22 protein-coding genes, 1 tRNA gene and 1 pseudogene are annotated in these 19,846 nt (G+C 50.0%); 5 read left to right on the forward strand and 19 right to left on the reverse strand.

Annotated elements, in window-relative coordinates; all coding sequences use genetic code 11:
• Positions 1-17: 17 nt before the first annotated feature.
• Complete coding sequence (locus tag AC5JO6_RS07870) at positions 18-1,115, forward strand: glycosyltransferase family 2 protein (protein ID WP_496080501.1); 1,098 nt, start codon at positions 18-20, stop codon at positions 1,113-1,115.
• Between the two features lie 93 nt (positions 1,116-1,208).
• Here the strand turns inward: AC5JO6_RS07870 and AC5JO6_RS07875 are convergent, their stop codons facing one another.
• The 3 genes from AC5JO6_RS07875 to AC5JO6_RS07885 form a co-directional block, all read right to left on the reverse strand.
• Positions 1,209-3,431, reverse strand: coding sequence for a rhamnosyltransferase WsaF family glycosyltransferase (locus tag AC5JO6_RS07875; protein ID WP_496080502.1), 2,223 nt, complete (start codon positions 3,429-3,431; stop codon positions 1,209-1,211).
• Positions 3,419-5,602, reverse strand: a complete 2,184-nt coding sequence (locus tag AC5JO6_RS07880; protein ID WP_496080503.1) for a glycosyltransferase — start codon at positions 5,600-5,602, stop codon at positions 3,419-3,421. Before AC5JO6_RS07880 ends, AC5JO6_RS07875 begins: the two co-directional genes overlap by 13 nt.
• A gap of 105 nt (positions 5,603-5,707) precedes the next feature.
• Positions 5,708-6,133, reverse strand: a complete 426-nt coding sequence (locus tag AC5JO6_RS07885) for a DUF4359 domain-containing protein (RefSeq protein ID WP_496080504.1) — start codon at positions 6,131-6,133, stop codon at positions 5,708-5,710.
• A gap of 279 nt (positions 6,134-6,412) precedes the next feature.
• On the opposite strand from AC5JO6_RS07885, the gene AC5JO6_RS07890 reads away from it, so the two are divergent.
• Positions 6,413-6,485 (forward strand) — tRNA-His (locus AC5JO6_RS07890).
• A gap of 47 nt (positions 6,486-6,532) precedes the next feature.
• Here AC5JO6_RS07890 and AC5JO6_RS07895 read toward each other — a convergent pair.
• The 6 genes from AC5JO6_RS07895 to AC5JO6_RS07920 all read right to left on the reverse strand — a co-directional run bounded on the left by AC5JO6_RS07895 (position 6,533) and on the right by AC5JO6_RS07920 (position 8,965).
• On the reverse strand, positions 6,533-6,994 hold the full coding sequence (locus AC5JO6_RS07895; RefSeq protein WP_496080505.1) for a DUF4864 domain-containing protein: 462 nt from the start codon (positions 6,992-6,994) through the stop codon (positions 6,533-6,535).
• Positions 6,995-7,169: 175 nt separating this feature from the next.
• Positions 7,170-7,535: a hypothetical protein gene (locus AC5JO6_RS07900; RefSeq protein ID WP_496080506.1), complete on the reverse strand. Its 366-nt coding sequence runs from the start codon at positions 7,533-7,535 to the stop codon at positions 7,170-7,172.
• Positions 7,532-7,867: a DUF5674 family protein gene (locus tag AC5JO6_RS07905; RefSeq protein ID WP_496080507.1), complete on the reverse strand. Its 336-nt coding sequence runs from the start codon at positions 7,865-7,867 to the stop codon at positions 7,532-7,534. Before AC5JO6_RS07905 ends, AC5JO6_RS07900 begins: the two co-directional genes overlap by 4 nt.
• Positions 7,868-7,980: 113 nt before the next feature.
• Positions 7,981-8,349 (reverse strand): hypothetical protein, encoded by a 369-nt coding sequence (locus AC5JO6_RS07910; RefSeq protein ID WP_496080508.1) that lies wholly within the window; start codon positions 8,347-8,349, stop codon positions 7,981-7,983.
• Positions 8,350-8,552: 203 nt separating this feature from the next.
• A complete protein-coding gene (locus tag AC5JO6_RS07915) occupies positions 8,553-8,690 on the reverse strand; it encodes a hypothetical protein (RefSeq protein WP_496080509.1) in 138 nt (45 codons plus the stop codon).
• 17 nt (positions 8,691-8,707) lie between these two features.
• On the reverse strand, positions 8,708-8,965 hold the full coding sequence (locus tag AC5JO6_RS07920) for a hypothetical protein (protein ID WP_496080510.1): 258 nt from the start codon (positions 8,963-8,965) through the stop codon (positions 8,708-8,710).
• A gap of 358 nt (positions 8,966-9,323) precedes the next feature.
• Between AC5JO6_RS07920 and AC5JO6_RS07925 the strand changes: the two genes are divergently transcribed.
• Positions 9,324-10,055, forward strand: coding sequence for a Crp/Fnr family transcriptional regulator (locus AC5JO6_RS07925; protein ID WP_496080511.1), 732 nt, complete (start codon positions 9,324-9,326; stop codon positions 10,053-10,055).
• A 391-nt stretch (positions 10,056-10,446) separates the two neighbouring features.
• On the opposite strand, the gene AC5JO6_RS07930 is transcribed toward AC5JO6_RS07925, so the two are convergent.
• Positions 10,447-10,821: a response regulator gene (locus AC5JO6_RS07930; protein WP_496080512.1), complete on the reverse strand. Its 375-nt coding sequence runs from the start codon at positions 10,819-10,821 to the stop codon at positions 10,447-10,449.
• Between the two features lie 200 nt (positions 10,822-11,021).
• Between AC5JO6_RS07930 and AC5JO6_RS07935 the strand changes: the two genes are divergently transcribed.
• Positions 11,022-11,432: a response regulator gene (locus AC5JO6_RS07935; RefSeq protein ID WP_496080513.1), complete on the forward strand. Its 411-nt coding sequence runs from the start codon at positions 11,022-11,024 to the stop codon at positions 11,430-11,432.
• Positions 11,433-11,529: 97 nt separating this feature from the next.
• On the opposite strand, the gene AC5JO6_RS07940 is transcribed toward AC5JO6_RS07935, so the two are convergent.
• The 6 genes from AC5JO6_RS07940 to AC5JO6_RS07965 form a co-directional block, all read right to left on the reverse strand.
• Positions 11,530-12,618: a sll0787 family AIR synthase-like protein gene (locus AC5JO6_RS07940; protein ID WP_496080514.1), complete on the reverse strand. Its 1,089-nt coding sequence runs from the start codon at positions 12,616-12,618 to the stop codon at positions 11,530-11,532.
• Positions 12,615-13,229 carry an MSMEG_0567/Sll0786 family nitrogen starvation N-acetyltransferase gene (locus AC5JO6_RS07945; RefSeq protein WP_496080515.1) on the reverse strand — a complete coding sequence of 205 codons (615 nt, stop codon included), beginning with the start codon at positions 13,227-13,229 and terminating at the stop codon, positions 12,615-12,617. The genes AC5JO6_RS07940 and AC5JO6_RS07945 overlap by 4 nt, the downstream gene beginning before the upstream one ends.
• A 72-nt stretch (positions 13,230-13,301) precedes the next feature.
• On the reverse strand, positions 13,302-14,387 hold the full coding sequence (locus tag AC5JO6_RS07950) for an MSMEG_0568 family radical SAM protein (protein ID WP_496080516.1): 1,086 nt from the start codon (positions 14,385-14,387) through the stop codon (positions 13,302-13,304).
• A 5-nt stretch (positions 14,388-14,392) separates the two neighbouring features.
• The gene (locus tag AC5JO6_RS07955; protein ID WP_496080517.1) at positions 14,393-14,548 is read right to left on the reverse strand and encodes a hypothetical protein; all 156 of its coding nucleotides are present in this window, start codon (positions 14,546-14,548) and stop codon (positions 14,393-14,395) included.
• Entirely contained in the window at positions 14,538-15,554 is a 1,017-nt protein-coding gene (locus AC5JO6_RS07960; RefSeq protein ID WP_496080518.1) for a Nit6803 family nitrilase, read from the reverse strand. Before AC5JO6_RS07960 ends, AC5JO6_RS07955 begins: the two co-directional genes overlap by 11 nt.
• Before the next feature lie 88 nt (positions 15,555-15,642).
• Complete coding sequence (locus tag AC5JO6_RS07965) at positions 15,643-16,125, reverse strand: MSMEG_0572/Sll0783 family nitrogen starvation response protein (RefSeq protein ID WP_496080519.1); 483 nt, start codon at positions 16,123-16,125, stop codon at positions 15,643-15,645.
• A 933-nt stretch (positions 16,126-17,058) separates the two neighbouring features.
• Between AC5JO6_RS07965 and AC5JO6_RS07970 the strand changes: the two genes are divergently transcribed.
• Positions 17,059-17,796: a hypothetical protein gene (locus tag AC5JO6_RS07970; protein WP_496080520.1), complete on the forward strand. Its 738-nt coding sequence runs from the start codon at positions 17,059-17,061 to the stop codon at positions 17,794-17,796.
• Between the two features lie 297 nt (positions 17,797-18,093).
• Here AC5JO6_RS07970 and AC5JO6_RS07975 read toward each other — a convergent pair whose 3' ends face one another.
• The 3 genes and pseudogenes from AC5JO6_RS07975 to AC5JO6_RS07985 all read right to left on the reverse strand — a co-directional run.
• A complete protein-coding gene (locus AC5JO6_RS07975) occupies positions 18,094-18,891 on the reverse strand; it encodes a hypothetical protein (protein WP_496080521.1) in 798 nt (265 codons plus the stop codon).
• A gap of 181 nt (positions 18,892-19,072) precedes the next feature.
• Positions 19,073-19,312: a tellurite resistance TerB family protein gene (locus AC5JO6_RS07980; protein WP_496080522.1), complete on the reverse strand. Its 240-nt coding sequence runs from the start codon at positions 19,310-19,312 to the stop codon at positions 19,073-19,075.
• Positions 19,313-19,730: 418 nt separating this feature from the next.
• Positions 19,731-19,846, reverse strand: a pseudogene (locus tag AC5JO6_RS07985) (photosystem II q(b) protein); the annotation flags it as partial.

The following is a 19,846-nucleotide window of genomic DNA, read 5'->3' on the forward strand; positions in this document are numbered from 1 at the left end:
TAATATACGATTCATCTATGTCAACTGAACCTATTGCTCTTTCTGTCATTATTCCTTGCTATAACCATGGCGAGTATTTGCTGGACGCACTGTCTAGTGTCCAGTCTTGTCTTGATCCAGTTTACGAAATCATTATTATTAATGACGGTTCGGATGATCTGCTCACTATTAACCTTTTGAGTTACCTCAAAGACCAGGGATATTTCGTCCTTGATCAAGAAAATCAGGGCTTAGCTCATGCCCGCAATAACGGCATTGCAAAAGCGTCAGGACGCTACATTTTACCCCTGGATGCAGATAATAAAATACGCGCTGATTACATTCTTAAAGGGATTGAGATCCTCGATCGCCACCCAGAAGTTGGTGTTGTATACGGTAAGCCCGAATGGTTTGGTGAAGCTGAGCGATCGTGGGTGATACCAGAAAAATTCGATGCTGGCAAGCTCATTTTATGCAACTATATTGATGCCTGTGCCGTTTACCGAAAGTCTTTGTGGGAAGACTGTGGTGGTTACGATGCTTCTATGCCGATACCCGGTTTAGAAGATTGGGATCTCTGGCTAAGTGCGATCGAGCGTGGATGGAAATTTCATCATATTCCTGAAGTTTTATATGATTATCGAGTGCGAGCAAACTCGATGGTAACAGCCTGTGGTTTACCTGAAAACCACAGTCGCTTGTTGAAATACATCTGCACTAAGCACGCCAGCCTCTACCGCACTCATTTTCCTCAAATGATTGCCGATCGTGCGCTGGAATTGGGCAACTTACGCCTTCTCTACGACAACCTGTCAGAGCAGAGAAATGAGTTGGAGAGTCTGTTAGAGCGATCGCGTCCAGAGCTTCAACAAACGCAAACGCAACTAGAGCAAACGCAATCCCAACTGAAGCAAACGCAATCCCAACTGGAGCAAACGCAAACGCAACTAGAGCAAACGCAATCCCAACTAGAACAAACGCAATCCCAACTGGAGCAAACTCACACACAGCTTCAACAAACGCAGAGCCAATTAGAGCAGGCTCGGCAAAGCAATCTAGCGATGGAAAGCAGTAAGTTTTGGAAGCTTAGAAAAGTTTGGGTGCGCTGTAAGCAGGCAGTAGGTCTGGGGGTGTAGCGACTGTCTAGTTGAGTGAATTGACTTCACGCTGAAAGCACAATTGAACAATCAGCATTGGACTCAGCTATGAGCATGCTGTACTTAAATGTGCTATTTGGTAAGAACAAAATAAAACTCGATATCGTGTTCTGGGTTAGAAAGAGTCGGCTGCGACCAGACCGATGACCAGGGCGCAACGTGCTTACAGACATAGTTTACAACTTCTGTAAAACTATCGTAGGTAAAGGTATGGTAGTGAATGTCATGTCCTTGCTGAAATTTAGTTTCTACCACTTCTGTGAGACGATCAGGAGCTGTGGGAAAAGCCTGCTCATAAAAGTCAAAATAATGTTGTTTGTCTCGCTCCCGTGAAGGCTCCTGGTAGTCTGCAATGAGATGCTGAAGCGGTGTGATGTCCCGATTGCGATCGAAGGTTCGCTCCTTATCGGGAACGACCAGAATTAGTTGCCCACCAGGACGCAATTTTTGATAGGCTTTCTCCAAAGCGCTGATCGGACTTTTCGTGTGCTCAATGACATGGCAAGCAACGATAAAGTCAAGACTTGCATCGTCAATACCCACTAGTGTGTCCAGGTCTGAAATCAAGTCCGGTTCGATAAGGCTATGGAGCGTTTGTCCAGGATACAGATCTTCCTCCAACTCAGACTTATGCCGTCGATCGGCATAACTAACATGGCAATCAAGGGGAATGGGAAAGGGTGAGGCACCCGCTCCAAATTCAATGCCAGTGCCACTTAACCGGGATGCTGCAACTTCTCGCATGACGAAGCTGCTATGTCGGGGCGGATTGAGCCAGTCATCAAGAGACCACGATCGAGGGGTCGCACGAGCAGGACGTAACGCCAGCAACACGTCTTCAGAGACAAACTGAACATCGTTGGGCCACTTAAAGCCGTGTGCCAACATCCAATCAGAAGATGGGACGTAGTATCGATAGCCGTTTTTCACATAAAAAACCATGGCACCAAACACACTTTCACTGGATTGCATTAACATGCCGCTCGTCTTTGGTTCAAAGCCTAAGAGTGCCTGGTGTAGCGTCTCAAGTTCGGTTGACCAATCGGCATGATGGGTTTGGATATGCTCGATCGCAGTTTTGCGGATGTGCGCCAGGTCATCATACTGATCGATAGCTTCCGCGATCGTCTCCGCGATACAGGTTGCACTGGGATGGGTTAAAAGACAGTTTTCGCGATCGCGGAGTAACCAACTATTGCTGGGATTAAAGTTAGAAACAACCAGCATGCCACACGCCATCATTTCAAGCGGCAGATAGGATGGATGCCGCGTCATCATCATCGAAAGCCCAACATGGCAAGAACGGTAAAGCTCACCCGTTTTCTGATAATCCAGCAGCCCTAGATTTTCGATGACATCGCCAACACCATAGTCTTCAGGATTCCAGTTTGCACCCGCTGAGCAAATGCGAATCGTTGATCCATAGCGTTGCTTTAAGCGTTTCATCGCCTCGATCGCCAACTCAAAGCCATTACGTGGATGCCCTGGACGACCATAGAAGAAGACTTGTTTTGGAGCTGATTCACGTTGACCCGCTTCAGGATAGAACACACTGAGATCCACACAGGGCGTAAAGTGAACTGCTTTGCCCCCATAATCAGACTCGTAAATTTTCTTTAAACTAATCGTGTTGGCAATGCCATAGAAGCCAAAGCGATAGGTTGCCTCAGCCTGAGCATAGGTTGATCCGGCAGGATAAAACAACGGTTCAAAATCTTGAATGAAATAGAACTTCAAGCCCGTATTTTTGATTTTTAGCAACAAATATGCCGTTGACCACAGCGTTGCAATCGAAAAGTCTGACGGTGGGATGGCTGCGATCGTCTCTGGCGAATTTAAAATCAAGACTTCAGATACTTCTAGCCTTGGAAACGCTTTTACAATCAACGCTTGCATTTCTGAGGCAGTCGTGTTTCCACAGATGAGAAAGCGTTGATGCATACCGCCACTTTGCAAAAGATGATTCGCTGTACGCAAAATCGTCATTACGCCGCCGTAAAAGGCATTCTCAAACGATGGCAAGTACCAGTTAAGGGTGTAAGGTGCCTGACTGCTAACTCGATCGGGATGTTGCTGCACTTCCGCAATATCAGCGTAGGAGAAGTCGAAAACCCCAGCAAGGGTAAGCGCATCTTTGGTGTACTTATCTAAATCTGGCAGAGGCTGCTGGGGCTGATCAACTACTGGTTGAATGACTGGTTGAATCTGATGCTGGCGGCTGACTAGCCGCTTCACACGACCACCCATCCGCTTCGCGCGACCACCCATCCGCTTCAGACGACCTAAGATTCCCATCGCTTTTCTCCGTCCTTCACGTTTAACTTGAGCGGTACTACAGAACTAAATGCTGGGTGAAAGTAGGGGTCGTCACCTAACGATGCATGAGCGGGTATGTCGTCACTGGGCAAAGCGCTCAGAAACACTCTGGCATGAGGATTCACTAAACCGCGCTTACCATTGAGGCACACCGTCTGGCAAAGCTTGATGATAGAACGCTGTAACGAACTCTCATCAGTTGGCAGTTCACCGATTTTCACGTAGTCATCATAGAGGAACGTGACTGCCCACGGCGAACTTGCAGAACAGTTGCGATACCATAGCGATCCGCCAAAAGCCCCCCAAGAATATAAGGGATTCCCGCGCATCAGGGGTGACCCGTTTCCATGGCAATCAACAACCAGACCGGCTTCGACAACGTAGCCTGTTTCTGCAATCACAAGCGCACTAACGAAGCCGATCGCTGGATGCCCCATCGCCCATCCACTTAATTCCTGTAGCCAGCCTTTCTGAAAGCGGGCAATCTGTCCTGAAACCACTGTGATGACATCGGCTGGATTGTGTTTTGCAGTTTCGGCAAACACGTTCAACTTAGACGTAGATGCAGTGCTATAAGCCCAAGTGAGCGGTGCCGAGAAGGACTGTGCCAGTATAGTTTTTTCGTGCTGATGGGTGCGATCGTCTGCGTCTGACAAAACAACACAAACTTTATGCAAAGTGGGATCTAAGGTTGAGGACAGTGAACTCAGGCACTGCACCAGCATCTCCCAGGCAACATCACCATCGACTAAAATTGTCGCAGTGGCGGCTGGAATCGTCCAATGGATTTGAAAGCCACATTCTGCATGTGGGGTTGCCATCGCCTGTAAGCCCGATCGCTTCAGATGGGACTGCACCGTTTGCAACTGTGCATCCAGGGCATAGGGCTTTGATTCGATACCCAGCGATGTTGACCCTTGAATAATGCGCCAGTGATACAAGATGCCTTCGGTACGTGCGATGCGGGACGTTTGCTCAACCACCCGAAAGAATAAATCCCAATCCTGAGCGCCATCTGTTTCAGAGCGAAAGCCACCAATGGCATTCAGCAAGGTTCGTCGAATGACACAAAGATGGGTTAAGTAGTTAGCAGAATAAAGGATCTCTGGACTCCACTGGGGTTTCAGCAGTAGCCGCGATCGCACCGCACCATTTTCGCTGATGCAATCTTTGTCCGAGTAGATGAAATCTAAATCGGGCTGCTGATTCAGCGTCTTGACAATCTCGTAAAAGGCGAAATCTGCCAGGGCATCGTCATGATCTAGAAGCACAACGAAATCACCAGACGCAAGTTTGGCTGCTTCGTTGGAGTTCCCTGAGATGCCCAGATTAACCGGCATGACTGAAAGCTTGATGTGGTCGTTCTGTTGGGCAAGCGATCGCAGGTATTGCTCTGTTTCGGGAGCAGACGCATCAGCAAAAGCGATACACAACTCCCATCTCGAATAGGTTTGCCGAAAGACACTCTCCAGCGTCTCCTGCAAGATGAGAAGCGGCACTTTATAGACAGGAAGCACAACACTGAAAACGGGTTGCTCAGAAAACAGCAAGGCATCCGCTCTTTGACGCTTTAGCGCTCTTGCATCGGGTTCATACGCAGCAATCCAGTCTGCATAATCAGGTGGCTCAGCAAAGCAGTGAGACGAACTGAATCGACCTGATTGAGCAGCCGCAATTTTTGTCGCTTGTTCAGGTTCAAGTAGAGAATGAGTGCCCCTAAGCAAGATTCCAGATAGCCAATACCATTGCTGGCGCTGAGCAAGAAGGGTTGCTCGGACAGTTGCAGTCGATAGAGCAGGTAATAACGCTTTAAATGGAGCAACACTCAGCTTCAATGAAGCAACACTGAGCGCACTCAACTTGAGCCATTTGCCTCGAACTTTCCAAAACTTGCTAGTTTCCATCCAGTCAATGTGCTGCCGCAGTGCTGCCATTGCAGCTTCGGACGCAGCCAATTGAGCACGTGATACTTCTAACTCAAGCTGAGTTTGATCTAATTGAGCAACGATCGTTTCTAACTGAGTCTGACGCTGATCAAGTTGAGCTTGCAGTTGCTCTAAGTTTGTCTGAGAAAGTTGGGACTGGTCGGTCGATCGACCCATATCTTTCGACATTATTTGCCGTTGAGGTTGAGGTTCTTCCAGTTCCATCTGAAGTAAACCGTGGTTCAGCCTGTACTCTACCAGATTTTACCTGAGCGAGTTCATTCCTGCCTGCACCGTATGTCCAGCGCCCTGCTGCCACTGCACGAAACTTTAGCGCTTTTGCGTTTTGTAAATGATGAACCGCCCTAAGACACCCACGCTTTCGACATGGTAAGAAGGAAGGTCTGGGTTAAGCGATAGATCAGTGGTGTAGAGACTAAAGACAACAAAATTTTGCCGCTGTGTGCCGTCAGCAATGATCGTTTTGATCTTGGACTGGTTGGACTTTAGCTCCGATTGACAGAGCGTTTGCAAACCAAACACGGTTGGTGCCTTAGCGCAGGCTTCTACATTTAAATAGTCGATCGCAGCCTGTGTAGCAAACTCATTGTATGCCTCCTGACCAGGATTGGTCACGGCTAGTGCGCCACCTAACGCTGCCAGCAGACAACCGCCCACGATCGCACCGATTCTGAGCGTCTTCATGCTGCCCTGTGGGGTTGCAACAGTTTCTGTGCGCTTGAGATGGTTAACCATGCCGGATGATTGCAACCTTATTGATGACTGTAATGCGTCGGCTCAGGCGAGCCGTATCAGACAAAACTGGATTTAGTCTATCGTCAAATGTGCCGCATATTCAGTAGAGACACTGCCTCAATTATGGCGGATCTCATCTCAATGCACACCCTTGAGTGATCAAGTAGAAGTCGTTCGACGATACCAAGCAATTTAGCGACTGTAAAGGTAGTGCTAGCAGTATCTTTGGAGGAATTAATCCCACGACGCTTCTACCAATGCTATACTGAGCATCGCGTGGCGAGCGTAGCCAAGTGGTTAAGGCAGAGGATTGTGATTCCTCCACTCGTGGGTTCGATCCCCATCGTTCGCCCTTTAAAGCTGCATAGGCGCTAAACGCCCAACTAAAGGGCACAAGCATTAAATACTTTGTCCTGGCAGCGGCATGAGAATGCACCCGTTAATCTTCCAGGTACGATCGGGCTGTTTTTCCATCAAATAAAGCGCTTTCACCAGTTCACCATCTGGGGCGAGTAAAATTACCTCCTGAGTGGGAATGCCCCGCACGATGACGAGCTTCTCGAACATGACCGATCGCGGTCTATAAACTGCCGCATAGCTCGTTTTCACTGCCTGAAAGAAGTTTTTGGCGGTACCGAACTTAGCGCGAATCTCAGGGCTGGCAAAGGTAAACGCTTCCTCGGCATTGTCCGTTTGAAATGCCTGTAGCTGTCGCTGAATGACCGCACGAATAGCATCACGATCGACATTGTTCGCAGTCATCTGCTGTGCTTTGACAGAAAGAGTGAGGAGTAGAAGCGCAACGCTGATCTGAGTTAACCAACGAGTTAAACTTCCTAACCGGGGTGGCATCAGACGCATGGAGCGAAGTGAAGAATGTAGTGTCTCATCAACAGTACAGCGTCGTCCAACCATCAGTCTGCTACCTGGATTACGCACGACTCACTCAAACTACATCCGAGGCGTTCGTGCTGGCTTTGCTGTCGTTGTATCCTTTAGACGTTTGCTTGCCAAAGCTTAACGCACCGAACCCAAATCAGGCGCTAATCGTTGACTCAGACAGCAACCCTGACAGTTCTAATATTCGCTCTGACCAAACGTTTGCTTGCTCGGCTCGCTCCATTCGTTGCAGGGCATCGACCCAGATCACGCTCCAGTTTTGTTGCCACTGGGAGAGTTGTCCTTGCAAGCTTCTCAATACAAAAGCAGTTTCTGCTTCTGTATCGCCAATCGTCCATTGAATATACAACTGGCTTTCTTCGATTAAGTGTTTTACTAAAGCCTCGTGCAATAAATTGCTAGAGGATGATTTGATTCGTGCTAAATTTGCCGCTAACTCACCTAGACGGCTAGGCAACGATTCTTGCAAATAGCGTTCTCGCAGTGAGATTTGATCTTTCATACGTCTCCCAACAACTGCCGCGTGATATCAGCCACTTGTGCTTGAATCGCCGAATCAAGAATGTCCATTGAACGATTATCTTGACGTGGACGAAGGTTGATAATCGATTCATACAATACTGTTTGCGTTAGCGGAATCCAACTGGCACCCCAGATCTTTTCCTGCTGACTACCCTCCTCCAACAGTACCTTTTCGCAATCTGCGTGCAGTTCTCCCCCACCAACCAGAATTCTCTGTTCAACGTCCACAGCTAGCTTGATATACAGTCCCAATGTGTCGAGCATTTCGTCCAGTTGCTCTGGAGTAGCGCGATCGCGAAGCAGATGAATCATTCAACTATTATATTGAGAACTATTATATTGAGTGCGATCGCTCAACCATGTCTCAAAAGCTGACCGAGCGATCGCGCGTTGCCACCACTGATAAAATCGCGGGGCGGTAGTCATTAGATGAGGGCGATCTTGGCACGTGTGGGGCGTTTGCGATCGGATTTTTTCTTTAGACCAACGGATCGGGTTTCGTTACTATCAGAGCCAAACTGTCCGCGCACGACTTCTTTCATCGCAATGACTGCGTTGTGGAACTCCCATTCTGCTTGGCGGGCAGCATCAGCGGCAGCTTTGTAGAGTGCTTGCTTTTCGGTCTCAATTTGCTGTTGGGTAATCATCCGTTGGAACGCACTCTGCAAGGCTTCAGTGGTTGCTTCAGGGCGAGTGGTTTTGTAGGTAGGAATGGTGCCAATACCGTTGAACGAATCAATGTCTTGGTTGATCAACTGAGGCGAAAGGCGACGGTTGGGTTGTTGAATCGGCATAATGCGGATTAGGGTATAAAATTGCACTTTTAATGTACCCCTACGCAGGAAAAACTAACGCCCTGCAACGTGTAGTGTCAGGGCAGCGATCGCTCTGCTTATCTACAGCATTGCTATGAGTGCAGGCAGTTGCAGTGAGGGTGGGTGAGGCGATGTGAATGTAGCCAGTCGCAGAACTATGCGATCGCGCTGCAATGTTACTGTCACGCGCTGCATTCAGTAATATCCGCAGTGTTCATACTAATGCAGTGGGTTGCCCAACGCTGTGCGCTGGCTGCAATATCAATGTGACGATGTGCAGTTGGCAACGCTAACGTGACCGTTGCTCTAAACGCATTCATAGTACATTCATCAAGGCTCACTGCTCTTTGTTCACCGCTGACAGTAAAGTGGTGCGATCGACCAGTGGCAATTGCTTCTCTTCAGCTAGTTCGATCGCAGTGTTCCAGGCAAGCTGATAGCCTCTCTGCGTCGAGATTAAACGCCCTCCTCGTGCAGTTGCTACAGATTCTTGCTCCAGTGCGTAGAGTTCAACTAGCCCATCAACGAGATAAACGGAGTAGAACGTCATAACAGAACGTAGGTGCTGATCTGTCTCGCCGATCGAATCACTCATAGCAAATTTCGTCTGTACACTTTTCAACACTGGCACGGCTCTAGCGGTAATCCCCGCCCCAAGAGGAAGCGGTCTACTGAGGCTGGGACGCGATCGGACAATCGCACCTTCTTGTATCGGCTCTCGACGTTGTGCAGTGCCTCTTTTGGTAGTTTCTCTAAACGCCTATGTTCAAATTAGTACAGACGCTGCATCCGTTAGGCGGTAGCTTTATTCTTGCTCTACAGTGGTAGTAGAGAGCCGGACACCTTCTGGCTAGAAAACGCATTTTATTTGACATCTTGGGTCGGACTTCACACTCTTCTCCCTGTTGCGTCAGTTGTTTTTTCTCAAACTGACACTACAAGGAGAAACTGTTGTGCCCAATTCTAAAGCCATTGGTTCGCCCTGCAATCGGCTACTAGATGCGCTACCAACAGAGGACTATCAGCGCCTTCAGCCTCATCTGAAGCTGGTGACACTCGCGCTAAGACAAGTCATTTATGAAGCAGGCGACCTCATTACAGAGGTGTACTTTCCACGACATGCCATTATTTCGTTAGTTGCCACTCTGGAAGATGGCTCTACGATGGAGTCGGGCTTGGTTGGGCAAGAAGGCATGGCGGGGATGCCCGTGCTGCTGGGCGGCATGACAAAAGCCAATCGTGCGTTTGTACAGATGGCAGGTGAAGCCTGGCAGCTCAAGGCGACGGTACTGCAAACCGAGTTCGATCGCGGCGGTGCCCTGCAAAAGTTGCTGCTGCGCTATTTTCAGGCGCTCTTTACCCAGGTCGCCCAAACAGGTGTCTGCAATCGGTTTCATACGACTGAAGAACGGCTAGCTCGTTGGCTGCTGCTCGTGGCAGATTGCGTTCAGTCCGATACGTTTCTGCTGACGCAAGAATTTATTGCCCAAATGATTGGCGTACGTCGATCGGGTGTAACGGTTGCAGCCGGGATGCTCAGTCACGCTGGGTTGATTCACTATACGCGCGGTCGCATTCAAATCACCGATCGAGCAGGCTTAGAAGAGTTCTCCTGTGAGTGTTATGGCGTGGTGCGCAATGAGTTCGACTGGCTCTATAAGCCCATGCGACCTGACAGGAATTAAGTGCCTGAGTGTCTTAAACGACTGGGGGATTTCTAAGCCAGTCACTCATGTGCCCTCATCCCCACCCTTCTCCCTGGGGAGAAGGGCTTTCGGATTCTCTTGTCCCCTCTCCCAGTGGGAGAGGGTAAGGGTGAGGGGATGCCCAATCATAAAGTGTGAGCGTGGCACAGTCCTGTAGGGGTGAGTTCTGCCTCATGTGCCCTCATCCCCACCCTTCTCCCTGGGGAGAAGGGCTTTCGGATTCTCTTGTCCCCTCTCCCAGTGGGAGAGGGTAAGGGTGAGGGGATGCCCCGTTACGCACAGCAACGCCAAAACATTGCACCCGTTTGTGTTTAAAATCGTACTGAAATTACGATCAAGGGAAGTTGAAATACTTAACATTGAAAGAGTATTAGTGACACCAGGCACTGACTCGAACCAATAGTTCATCCAGATCGACGGGTTTACAGATCACGTCGTTTGCTCCCGCTGCTAACGCCCGATCGAGGTCAATCTCTCGGTCAGCCGTGATGAGCACGATCGGCAGCATTGAAAAGTGTTTAGACTGGCGAAGCTGTTGCGTCACTTCAAAGCCGTTCATACCAGACATCATCACATCCAGCAAGACGAGATCGGGCGGCGAAGCGCAAATGCTGGAGAGTGCTGCACTGCCACTCATTGCTAGTTCAATACGGTAGCCCTCTGCCTCCAAAACAAGTTGCAGCAGAAGCAAGTTGTCGGCGATATCATCGACAATGATGATGCGGCTATTCTGATTAAGATTCATTAGGAAGGTTTTTTCAAACCGGAGCTTAGTCAAAGGGTTCGTTATACGACCATAATTATCTCTTTTGACCGAAATTACTTCATTCCTTCGACAGAGTAGGAGCGCTTTGCCCTACGAGATTTGTCCTTTAAACTAGCAATATCGCATGAGAGGTTTGTGTTGCAAAGCGCGTCCGTCGATCGCCAACAGCAAGAAGAACTATGAACTTTCCCGTTCTGCAAGGCTTAAAGGTGCTGCTCGTGGATGATGATCCCGATACACGATTTTTGTATACCTTTGTGCTCACAGAAGAGAGTGCAACGGTCAGCACAGAAGCCTCGGTTGAGTCAGCGTTGGCAGCGATGCAAGCCACGTCCTTTGACCTGCTCATTAGTGATATTGGACTACCATATATCGACGGCTTCAAATTTCTGCGTCAGGTAAGAGTCTTACCCGTAGCAACGAACGCGCAAATTCCAGCGGTGGCAGTGACAGGCTTTGCGGATGAGGGAACACAGCTACAGATCCTGGCAGCAGGCTTTCAACGGGCACTCGTCAAACCAACCGACATTGATCAGTTTGTGGCGATCGTGGCTGATCTGGCGGGACAGCACCAGAAAGTGGCACAGTAGTAAGCCGTCAGCGGTCAGCGGTCAGCGGTCAGCGGTCAGCGGTCAGCGGTCAGCTAAGAGCTGATCCGAAAGTGTGCAGCTATTTTTTAGCAAGCTATTAGTTGGTAGGAGAAAAGCCCGTCAACGCTTGCTCAGAAAGATCCCAAAAGACGACCGCTTCTGTTTCGTCTTTAAGTACAAGTTGGGGTGTTGCCTGCATGTCACCGATCGCCTCGCAAATTAAATCACGCTGATGGAAGAGCGATCGTACCGCATCAACATTCTCTGGACGCACGCTCAGCAAAAAGCCATAGCTGGGAAAACACAGCAGCCATCGCTCCAACGGCAACTCTGGCGGACAAGGAACCGCATCTAGATGCAGCACTGCGCCACAGTTTGAGGTTTCCAGCAGCATCAACAAAGTACCGACAACACCACCCATACTCACATCCTTGCCAGCCCGACACAGCCCTGCTTCTGCTAACTGAGGCAAAAGCGCCAGATCACCACGCAACTGCACTGGATCTGCCGTCGTTGCGGCATTCCAAAAAGGTTGGTGAGGGTGAGGCTGACCGCGAAAATCTGTAACAAGGAGCAGGCGATCGCCCGGTTGCGCGTCAAAACTGGTCAGCAAACGCTTGGCTCGTCCCAAAATGGCAACCGAAAGCGCATTGTACGGACTGTGCCCATTCGTATGTCCACCCACGATCGGCACACTATACACTTCAGCCGCCGCTTTCATCCCATCCAACAGCGGTTCACTCATCGCCGTTGTTTGACTCCAGATGGTATCAACCACGGCGATCGGTCGTCCGCCCATCGCATAGATATCGCTCACGTTCACCATGACCGCACACCAACCTGCAAACCAGGGTTCCGCTTCCACCAGCGATGGCAACATGCCCTCCGCTGCCAGCAATAAGTACCCTTCACCATCGGGAATCGCAGCACAGTCGTCACCGAGGAGGGTGGGGAGTGGGGAGTAGGGAGTGGGGAGTGGGTACTGCCTCCTGCCTTCTGCCTCTTCGCGGAAGTGAGGTGTGAGGTGTGAGGTGTGAGGTGTATTAGCTTCTGCCTCCTGCCGCCTCCTGCCTCCTGCCTCCTGCCTTCTGCCTTCTCCCAACCGTCGCGCCACCGTTTGAATATCCTGCTTATGCAAAATACCCAGCGATCGTTGCAAGTGTGCTGCAAGCTCTGCCAGCTTCAAGAGGCTTCCCTGATGAAACTGGACAGGGCTGGACGCTGCTCTGTACCAGGTGGATAGTAGTTCAGGTCGGCTTCCATCAAGTGATGCGGCAATCCATGAATCGTCATTTCTTCAAGAGAATGCCAGTGCTGCCGTTGAAAGAACCGAACGTTTTGAAGCTGTACGGTGGCGAGAAAGCGATCGCACCCCCACGTATGAGCAGTCGTCACAGCTTTATAAATCAGCCCTTTCCCAATCCGTGCCGCACGACGATATGCCTCGTGTACACCGAGCCTGCCACCATACCAGAGACCGGGTTCCGGTTCATAGATCCTGACAACACCCAACACAGGAGAGTTTTGCAGACAGCGAGTATGGTGCGTCAGCAACACAGGATGATGCGCCAGCGGCAAGACAAGCGGCTCGATGCCTCTGCGCCTCTGCGTCTCTGCGGTGCCCTCCACATCCGCTGCCAACGCCACAATGGGATACGCGATCGCATCCCTCTCATCCACATCCCCACCCTGAAACAATCGCTGCTCCTCCACAAAAATAGAGTGCCGCAGCGCAAAATAGCCACTCAGTTCTGACGATGACGTTGCTAGTTTGAAACAGTAAGAAAGCATAGACATGGAAGAAACGGTTTGAGTTGATTCTGATAACTAAACGCCAACTGCTAATAGCTGACCGCTGCCCCCTGACCGCTACGACTCAAACGTCGAAAGCGCCGAACATGCACCGCACTTAGCGCATCCTGCATTGATATCTTGAGAAAAAATACCAGCACGGTTAAGCATCTCACTGACTCCACGATAGAGCGGCAGCATAAAGTCGCTAGTGGGCGGCGTGTGGTTCGCTAATGGAGTACCACTAATCGGCACAAAAGGCACGACAAACGGATAAACCCCGATCGCTACCAGGCGATCGCAAGCTGCCAGCAAAGTTGGCAAATCATCGCCCAAACCTGCCAGCAGATAGGTACTAACCTGCCCCCAGCCAAAAACTTGAACAGCCGCAGCAAACGCTTCGTAGTAGTACTCCACAGGTACGGTCGCTTTCCCTGGCATAATTCTGGCACGCACGTGCGGATCGACTGCCTCCAGGTGCATTCCCAAACTGTCTACACCAGCCGCCTTGAGGCGCTCAAACCAGATGAAGTCATCGGGTGGTTCGCACTGTGCCTGAATCGGCAAGGCGACTCGCTGCTTGATGGCTCTTGCACATTCGGTCAGGTAAGCCGCACCCCGATCGCTCGTATTTGGCGTACCGCTCGTCATCACCATATGCTTTACACCATCCAGTCGCACCGCCGCTTCTGCGACCTCTGCCAGTTGAGCAGGCGTTTTACGGGCGATCGTCCGACCCGCCTCCAACGATTGCCCGATCGCGCAAAACTGACAGGACGTTGCCGCATCGGTGTAGCGCATACAGGTTTGCAGTACCGTAGTTGCCAGCACATCGTGACTGTGCAGCAGGGCAATCTTCCAGTAGGGAATGCCATCGGCTGTAGTCAAACTGTAAAACGTCGGCTGATGCGGAAAGGCGATCGGCGCGATCGCGTCATCATCACAATGGAGCACAGTCTGCTCTGTCGTGGCATCCAGCGACACAGAGTAGGGCGATCGAGATGCCGTGCCCGTATAGATCGGCACCATCACAGTCGTACCATCCACCGTCACCGCTTTGTGGTCAGACGGTCCTGCACCACCCTTGCGTCCCGCAGCACCTGTCTCCTCAAGCAGCCTCAATCCGTTAGTCTGAAGCTCTGTAATTAACTGTTGTTTATTCATGAAGATTAGGGAGTGGGGAATAGGGAGTGGGGAATGGAGAGACGTGTTGAGCGTTGAATTGCTCCCTCTGCCTCATCTGTCTCCCCTGCTTCTTGTGACTGCTGATCGCTGGCTGACCGCTCATTTAGCCTGAACTTTTCTAACAGGCTCTCACTGCTCAAGCGTGAGAAATTCCGTCAGCGGCATCGCGATCGAGCTGGAAACTTCTGCTGTTTGCGAGGTGTCTCCTGTAGTCTGCAACCCACTCACAACTGACCACTGACTCGGGTTCAACCGTAGTTGCAGCAAGTCAGGACGTGCGTAATGCCCGACGCAATCCATCATGCGTTTACGCTTGGTAATGAGCGCAAAGTCCAGGTCGGCGATCGCCATACCTTCCCCGTCGGTAATGGGTGGGCAAAGGTGCGTACCTTCCGGTCCAATAATGGCGGTATGGCAACCGCCGCTCAGCACTTTCTGAAGCTTCTCATCAGTGGTGATTTGTCCAACTTGTTCGGGTGAAAGCCAGCCTGTTGCGTTCACTACAAAGCAGCCTGCCTCCAGCGCATGATGGCGAATCGTCACCTCGATTTGGTCAGCAAAAATCTGCCCGACCATCGAGCCGGGAAACTGGGCACAGTGGATCTGCTCATGCTGTGCCATGAGTGCAAAGCGGGCTAGTGGATTGTAATGCTCCCAACACGCCAGGGCACCGATCTTACCCACTGCCGTATCTTGCACCATTAAGCCTGCGCCATCGCCCTGCCCCCAAACCATCCGCTCGTGATAGGTCGGAGTAATCTTGCGTCGCTTGAGCAGCAGTGATCCATCGGCATCGAAGATAAGCTGCGTGTTGTAGATGGAACCACGATCGCGCTCATTTACACCTAGCACAACGACGATTTCGTACGATCGTGCTGCTCGGCTAACCGCATCTGTCACGGCACCCGGAATTTCGACCGCTTCCTCATATAGCCGCATGTGTTCCTTACCCATCAGCACGGGCGGTTGCACAAAGGAGAAATACGGATAGTAGGGTACAAACGTTTCAGGAAAGACAACTAACTGTGCGCCCTCCTTGGCGGCACGGGCGATCGCTTGCAGCACTTTCTCCGTTGTCCCATCGCGGCTAAACAACACCGGACTAATTTGCACCGCTGCTGCCCGAACTGTGCGTGAGTAATCCACAACGCCTCCTCAATCCAGTTAATAGCGTTGAGCGTTGAGTTTTAAGCTGAGATTTCTGCCCCACTCAACGCTCATCACCTAAAACTCCCTAAACCGTCCACGTATCCAAGATGAAGGCATTGTCCCTACGGTGTAGCAAAATCAAGTCCAGCACATCAAGAGGGCTGATGGGACGAATTCCGGGCATCAACGAAGGTTCACCGTGACCGTATAACGCTTGCAGTGCAAACCGACAGGCATAGACCTTACCACCTTCAGTCATGAACTTGCTGAGCTGGTCGTTGAAGTTTTGGTGTCCAGGAAAGGCAGCATCCCCAATCTTGGGAAAACCGCGCTGCACGCCAAGCGTCACGCCAGGACCATAGAGCAAGACAGACGTTTCAAAGCCTTTCCGCAGCAGTCGTAACGCTTGCAGCAGGTTTACCAGACCGATCGAACCCTCAAACGCGACCGTATGGAAGGTTACCAGCGCTTTTTCGCCTGGTTCCGCTTTGACATCTTCAAAAACTTTCTCTTCATAATCGACGAAGAAATCGCCAGCTTTATGTGCAGGAGTGGTTACTTCAGGCATTCTTTTATCCTCAGTAAAAAAGTTGTTAGCAGCTAGTGTGAGCGGTCAGCCAGAATTACCAGGATAACCATACAAAACGACGCTTTTCCTCACTCAAAGTCCAGAATCGTTAGACCAGTCATTCACTTTAAGTGATCAATGCGTAAGACAAGACCTCGCGCGCTTAGACAAAGCACTTAGACAAAGCACATAGAGATGCTTAGAGCGTCGATCGCACGTGACGTTTCATCAGTTTTCCAGTCGCAGGGATACCGCTTTAGTGAAGGCTCAACCGTCGAACTCGCCAACTACGACTTAGCAGTCTGTCGGCGATCGAGCAAAAAACAGAAGTCGAAAGTGTAGACCTTTGAACGCTCAATTGCCTGACTTTCGACTTCCATATCCTCCTTAAACCAGTTTTAACCGACAGGGTTAGCTGTCTGCTTGTGTGAAGCTTAAAAGCAGGCTTTGATACTGCTTGTGTACCTTGCTACAAAGTTTTCAGGTCTAACACTATGAGCAGGGATACACCCACCTGCTTGCACCGTTCTCAGCCTTTTACCTAAAAAACCTGTTAATTTAAACAGGTGCAGAGGGTGATATAGCGATCCTAGATGAATCGTGAGAAGCAATATGGCTAGCAAGCAGTCAGCGAACTCCTTCGGAGAAGCAAGCTACAGCGGTCAGCGGTTGGAGAAAAGCTGATGGCTGACCGCCGATCGCTCCATGATTAAGCTCCGCTCACAACTGATTTGAGACTGCTATGGTACCGCCTATCAAGAGAGTTGTGCTGTCGCTCAAGCAACTAAAGTGGCGTAGAGGATACCTCAAACACACCTCTAGAATCGATACAATTAACACAGTGGAAGTCGCTTTGCTGCTTGAAAGCGCTTCCTTTTTTCCCACCTACATCGCTGTAACTTTGTAGAACCGTAACGCACAGGATAGCAACGCATGGTAGAAAACGTCCTTAGCTCGGAACAGTTGCATCAACTGTCTACAGAAGCACTTAAGCATGAACTATTGCGCTTGACTAAAAACCGTGATACCGATCCTTTGAGCCAAAAAGTGCAGTTCTTTAAAGACACACTGGAGCCGCTTTGTAAGGAACTGAGTACCCGCAATCCATTTACAAAGGTCGAAGAGCAAATTCCGCTTGTCATTGGCGCATGGACACCGATTTGGTCTACTATTCCGTTTCAAGACACCATTCCCGGTCGGCTGCGAGAGCAATCCTATCAAATTTTTCATGCTGACGGCTATTATGCTAACGTGGCTCGCTATGCTCCAGGAAAGCAGCTGCCGTTACTAAATAAAATGCCATCTTTTCTGTTTGCTTATGATTTTCTGATCCTACAGAACTATCAAATAGTAAACGGACATTGGTATATTCAAAACGTTGCGATTAAGCAGAAACTAAGATTTGGACATCTGCCACTCAGCGTCGAACGAGCGGAGGCTTGGTTTAATAAAATTGCTCAGACCCAATCAAAGTCTGCTTCTCTAAAAGACTTTTTAGAAGCGCCTGACTTCCAAAATTTGGATCGGAAAACTGCAAAAAGATTTGCGACAATCTTTAAGTCAACGCCACAGTTAGAACATCTCTACATAGACCCAGAGTTTCGGCTCGTCAAATCTCAACGTGAAGCCAAACAGCGTCCTTCTTACACTGTTACAGTCCGCTTGCGCTAGACAAAACATAGCAGTCCCAAATTAGTTGTGAGCAGAAAGTTATTGAGCGCTGACGGCTAAGAGGATGTTTTAAAAGTCCAGATGCGTGTAGCTCTGGCGACTGAAGTCGCGGCTACACGCACAAAACCTGCCTACGCAGGTGCCAAAACCCTCGTGCTGAGGTAGTCCGCGCAGGCGGACTTTGTTAATGTAGTCGCGGTTTTAACCGCCAGACACTTTTCAAACAGCCTCTAAGAGCTGCTATCCGTACTGCTTCTCACGATTCATTTAGGATCGCCATAGACGTTTGTTGTTTCCTTATGCCCGCTGAACGATCGCGATCGTCCGATCTAAAACCGTTGCTTTGTAATCTTTATCAGAATACTGGTCAAGATGCTGGAAGAGGGCTATCGGTGGCACAATCCGACAGCTAAAAAATTCGATCGCTGCCCGACCATCAGCAAACAGGATGACTTTAGGGGACAGGTCTTTTGGTGCCTCAACCTTCCATTGCCACTGCACCTGCGTTGGTACAGCACCAATGAGTCGATGATGCGACCAATTACTGGTTTTGCCAAGTCGACCGAACTCTCCTAGTTCACGCTGCAGAAGGGAAGCGATGATAAAAGAAGCCGCCGAGCGATCGCCATCAACAACCTCCATAAGGCTCTTAAACGCACCGTCAGGGTGAGGGGGATGGGTGCGATCGCCGCTAGCTGCCAGCGCTTTTGCTAGCTGAGCCGTGGTGCTTAGTGACTCTGGCACTGCCCAAACAACTCCGATTCCATCCTCTAGCTGCCGATGTAGATAGCCCACTAGACGGACATCTTGCTTTAGCGTCAGACCAGGAAGCTTTAGCAACACGGTACCTGGATTTGCAGCACTAATAAACCACTCACCACGCGTATTCGGCGCATGGGTCGGCTCATGCATTGAACCGCCGAAATTAAACAGATTGCCCAAGTCGCTCAGCGAACCTGGTTCTGGGATCTCTGCTTCCTCATCAGATGAAGACCACGATCGTGGATGGTTCTCTGCCTCGGGCAGTGCGAAGCCATGCTGAATATGCTGTCGAATTTTCTGAAGTGCTTCGAGCTGAATCTTTTGCACAGACATAGCGTGATGACGCGTGTTAACGCTGAATGAACGAACAGGCAAGCATAAGCATCACCTACTTCACTCTTCAGTATGCCCACTCGAACGGGGATCATCGATACGCTACTAAGTGTAATTAAATACTCATACGACCTGATTTATAATGTCTGCTGCGCCAATAACGAGTTTTAGGTACTGTTACTTACGTCCAATCGTAAACAATTTCTCCGTTAGCGACTTTCTCATGAATCAGTTCTCGAACCAAATCCAGTTCTTCTGGGCTGACTTTGCCGTTTGACCAGATGATCGCTTTGATCGTTTGCATTTCTTGAGCGGTCAATTTACCATCCGCGATCGCCCGTTCAATAGTGCTTTTCAGCTTCTCTAGATGTCTAGCATCGTCAAGCGGAAGTGTTGGTTCTAGGCGAGGTTCAGATTCCATGTGCAGATACTCCTGGTGCATTAATCGCCATCATAGATGCCCTATTCCAGTACTAGCACACCTACTTTTAAGCAGGCTTTAAGTCTTCCTGGTTAGCTTGGTCTATAGCGATTCCCATTAGAGTGAGGTGCAAGGGCTGAGGTTTTAAGGCAGAAGGAAAGCCGCCGTTCTCTTTAACTTCTGCCCTCTGCCCTCTGCCTCTTTGCGACTGTACTTCACTGAATTAGGAACCGCTATAGACATTATTCAACTGCCTTAGTTATCCATTATGGCTTCATGTTATCGCTGAATCCACTACAACTTACCAGTCTGTACTAGGCGTTTACCAGCAGCCACAATGTACTATAGCTTCCCACGCCAGAAGCGCCCCCTCATGTGAGGGAGCGCTTCTGGATTCAAAGCAATTGCAAGTGAGAGTCTAACCGTTGATGCTAGGAGCCGAGAGGGCTACAGGAGTCGCTTCACCTGCTGCCAAATCCAGCGGGAAGTTGTGCGCATTGCGCTCGTGCATCACTTCCATACCCAGGTTAGCGC

The sequence above is a fragment of the Tildeniella sp. genome (assembly GCF_059505325.1).

Coding starts and splice junctions, on each gene's coding strand:
- AC5JO6_RS07910 (WP_496080508.1), bottom strand. CDS start 8,349: ATGCCGATTCAACAACCCAACCGTCGCCTTTCGCCTCAGTTGATCAAC.
- AC5JO6_RS07875 (WP_496080502.1), bottom strand. CDS start 3,431: ATGGGAATCTTAGGTCGTCTGAAGCGGATGGGTGGTCGCGCGAAGCGG.
- AC5JO6_RS07900 (WP_496080506.1), bottom strand. CDS start 7,535: ATGAAAGATCAAATCTCACTGCGAGAACGCTATTTGCAAGAATCGTTG.
- AC5JO6_RS07950 (WP_496080516.1), bottom strand. CDS start 14,387: ATGAATAAACAACAGTTAATTACAGAGCTTCAGACTAACGGATTGAGG.
- AC5JO6_RS07880 (WP_496080503.1), bottom strand. CDS start 5,602: ATGGAACTGGAAGAACCTCAACCTCAACGGCAAATAATGTCGAAAGAT.
- AC5JO6_RS07975 (WP_496080521.1), bottom strand. CDS start 18,891: ATGTCTGTGCAAAAGATTCAGCTCGAAGCACTTCAGAAAATTCGACAG.
- AC5JO6_RS07895 (WP_496080505.1), bottom strand. CDS start 6,994: ATGCGTCTGATGCCACCCCGGTTAGGAAGTTTAACTCGTTGGTTAACT.
- AC5JO6_RS07935 (WP_496080513.1), top strand. CDS start 11,022: ATGAACTTTCCCGTTCTGCAAGGCTTAAAGGTGCTGCTCGTGGATGAT.
- AC5JO6_RS07970 (WP_496080520.1), top strand. CDS start 17,059: ATGGTAGAAAACGTCCTTAGCTCGGAACAGTTGCATCAACTGTCTACA.
- AC5JO6_RS07915 (WP_496080509.1), bottom strand. CDS start 8,690: ATGAATGCGTTTAGAGCAACGGTCACGTTAGCGTTGCCAACTGCACAT.
- AC5JO6_RS07965 (WP_496080519.1), bottom strand. CDS start 16,125: ATGCCTGAAGTAACCACTCCTGCACATAAAGCTGGCGATTTCTTCGTC.
- AC5JO6_RS07920 (WP_496080510.1), bottom strand. CDS start 8,965: ATGAGTGATTCGATCGGCGAGACAGATCAGCACCTACGTTCTGTTATG.
- AC5JO6_RS07945 (WP_496080515.1), bottom strand. CDS start 13,229: ATGTCTATGCTTTCTTACTGTTTCAAACTAGCAACGTCATCGTCAGAA.
- AC5JO6_RS07905 (WP_496080507.1), bottom strand. CDS start 7,867: ATGATTCATCTGCTTCGCGATCGCGCTACTCCAGAGCAACTGGACGAA.
- AC5JO6_RS07870 (WP_496080501.1), top strand. CDS start 18: ATGTCAACTGAACCTATTGCTCTTTCTGTCATTATTCCTTGCTATAAC.
- AC5JO6_RS07930 (WP_496080512.1), bottom strand. CDS start 10,821: ATGAATCTTAATCAGAATAGCCGCATCATCATTGTCGATGATATCGCC.
- AC5JO6_RS07980 (WP_496080522.1), bottom strand. CDS start 19,312: ATGGAATCTGAACCTCGCCTAGAACCAACACTTCCGCTTGACGATGCT.
- AC5JO6_RS07885 (WP_496080504.1), bottom strand. CDS start 6,133: ATGGTTAACCATCTCAAGCGCACAGAAACTGTTGCAACCCCACAGGGC.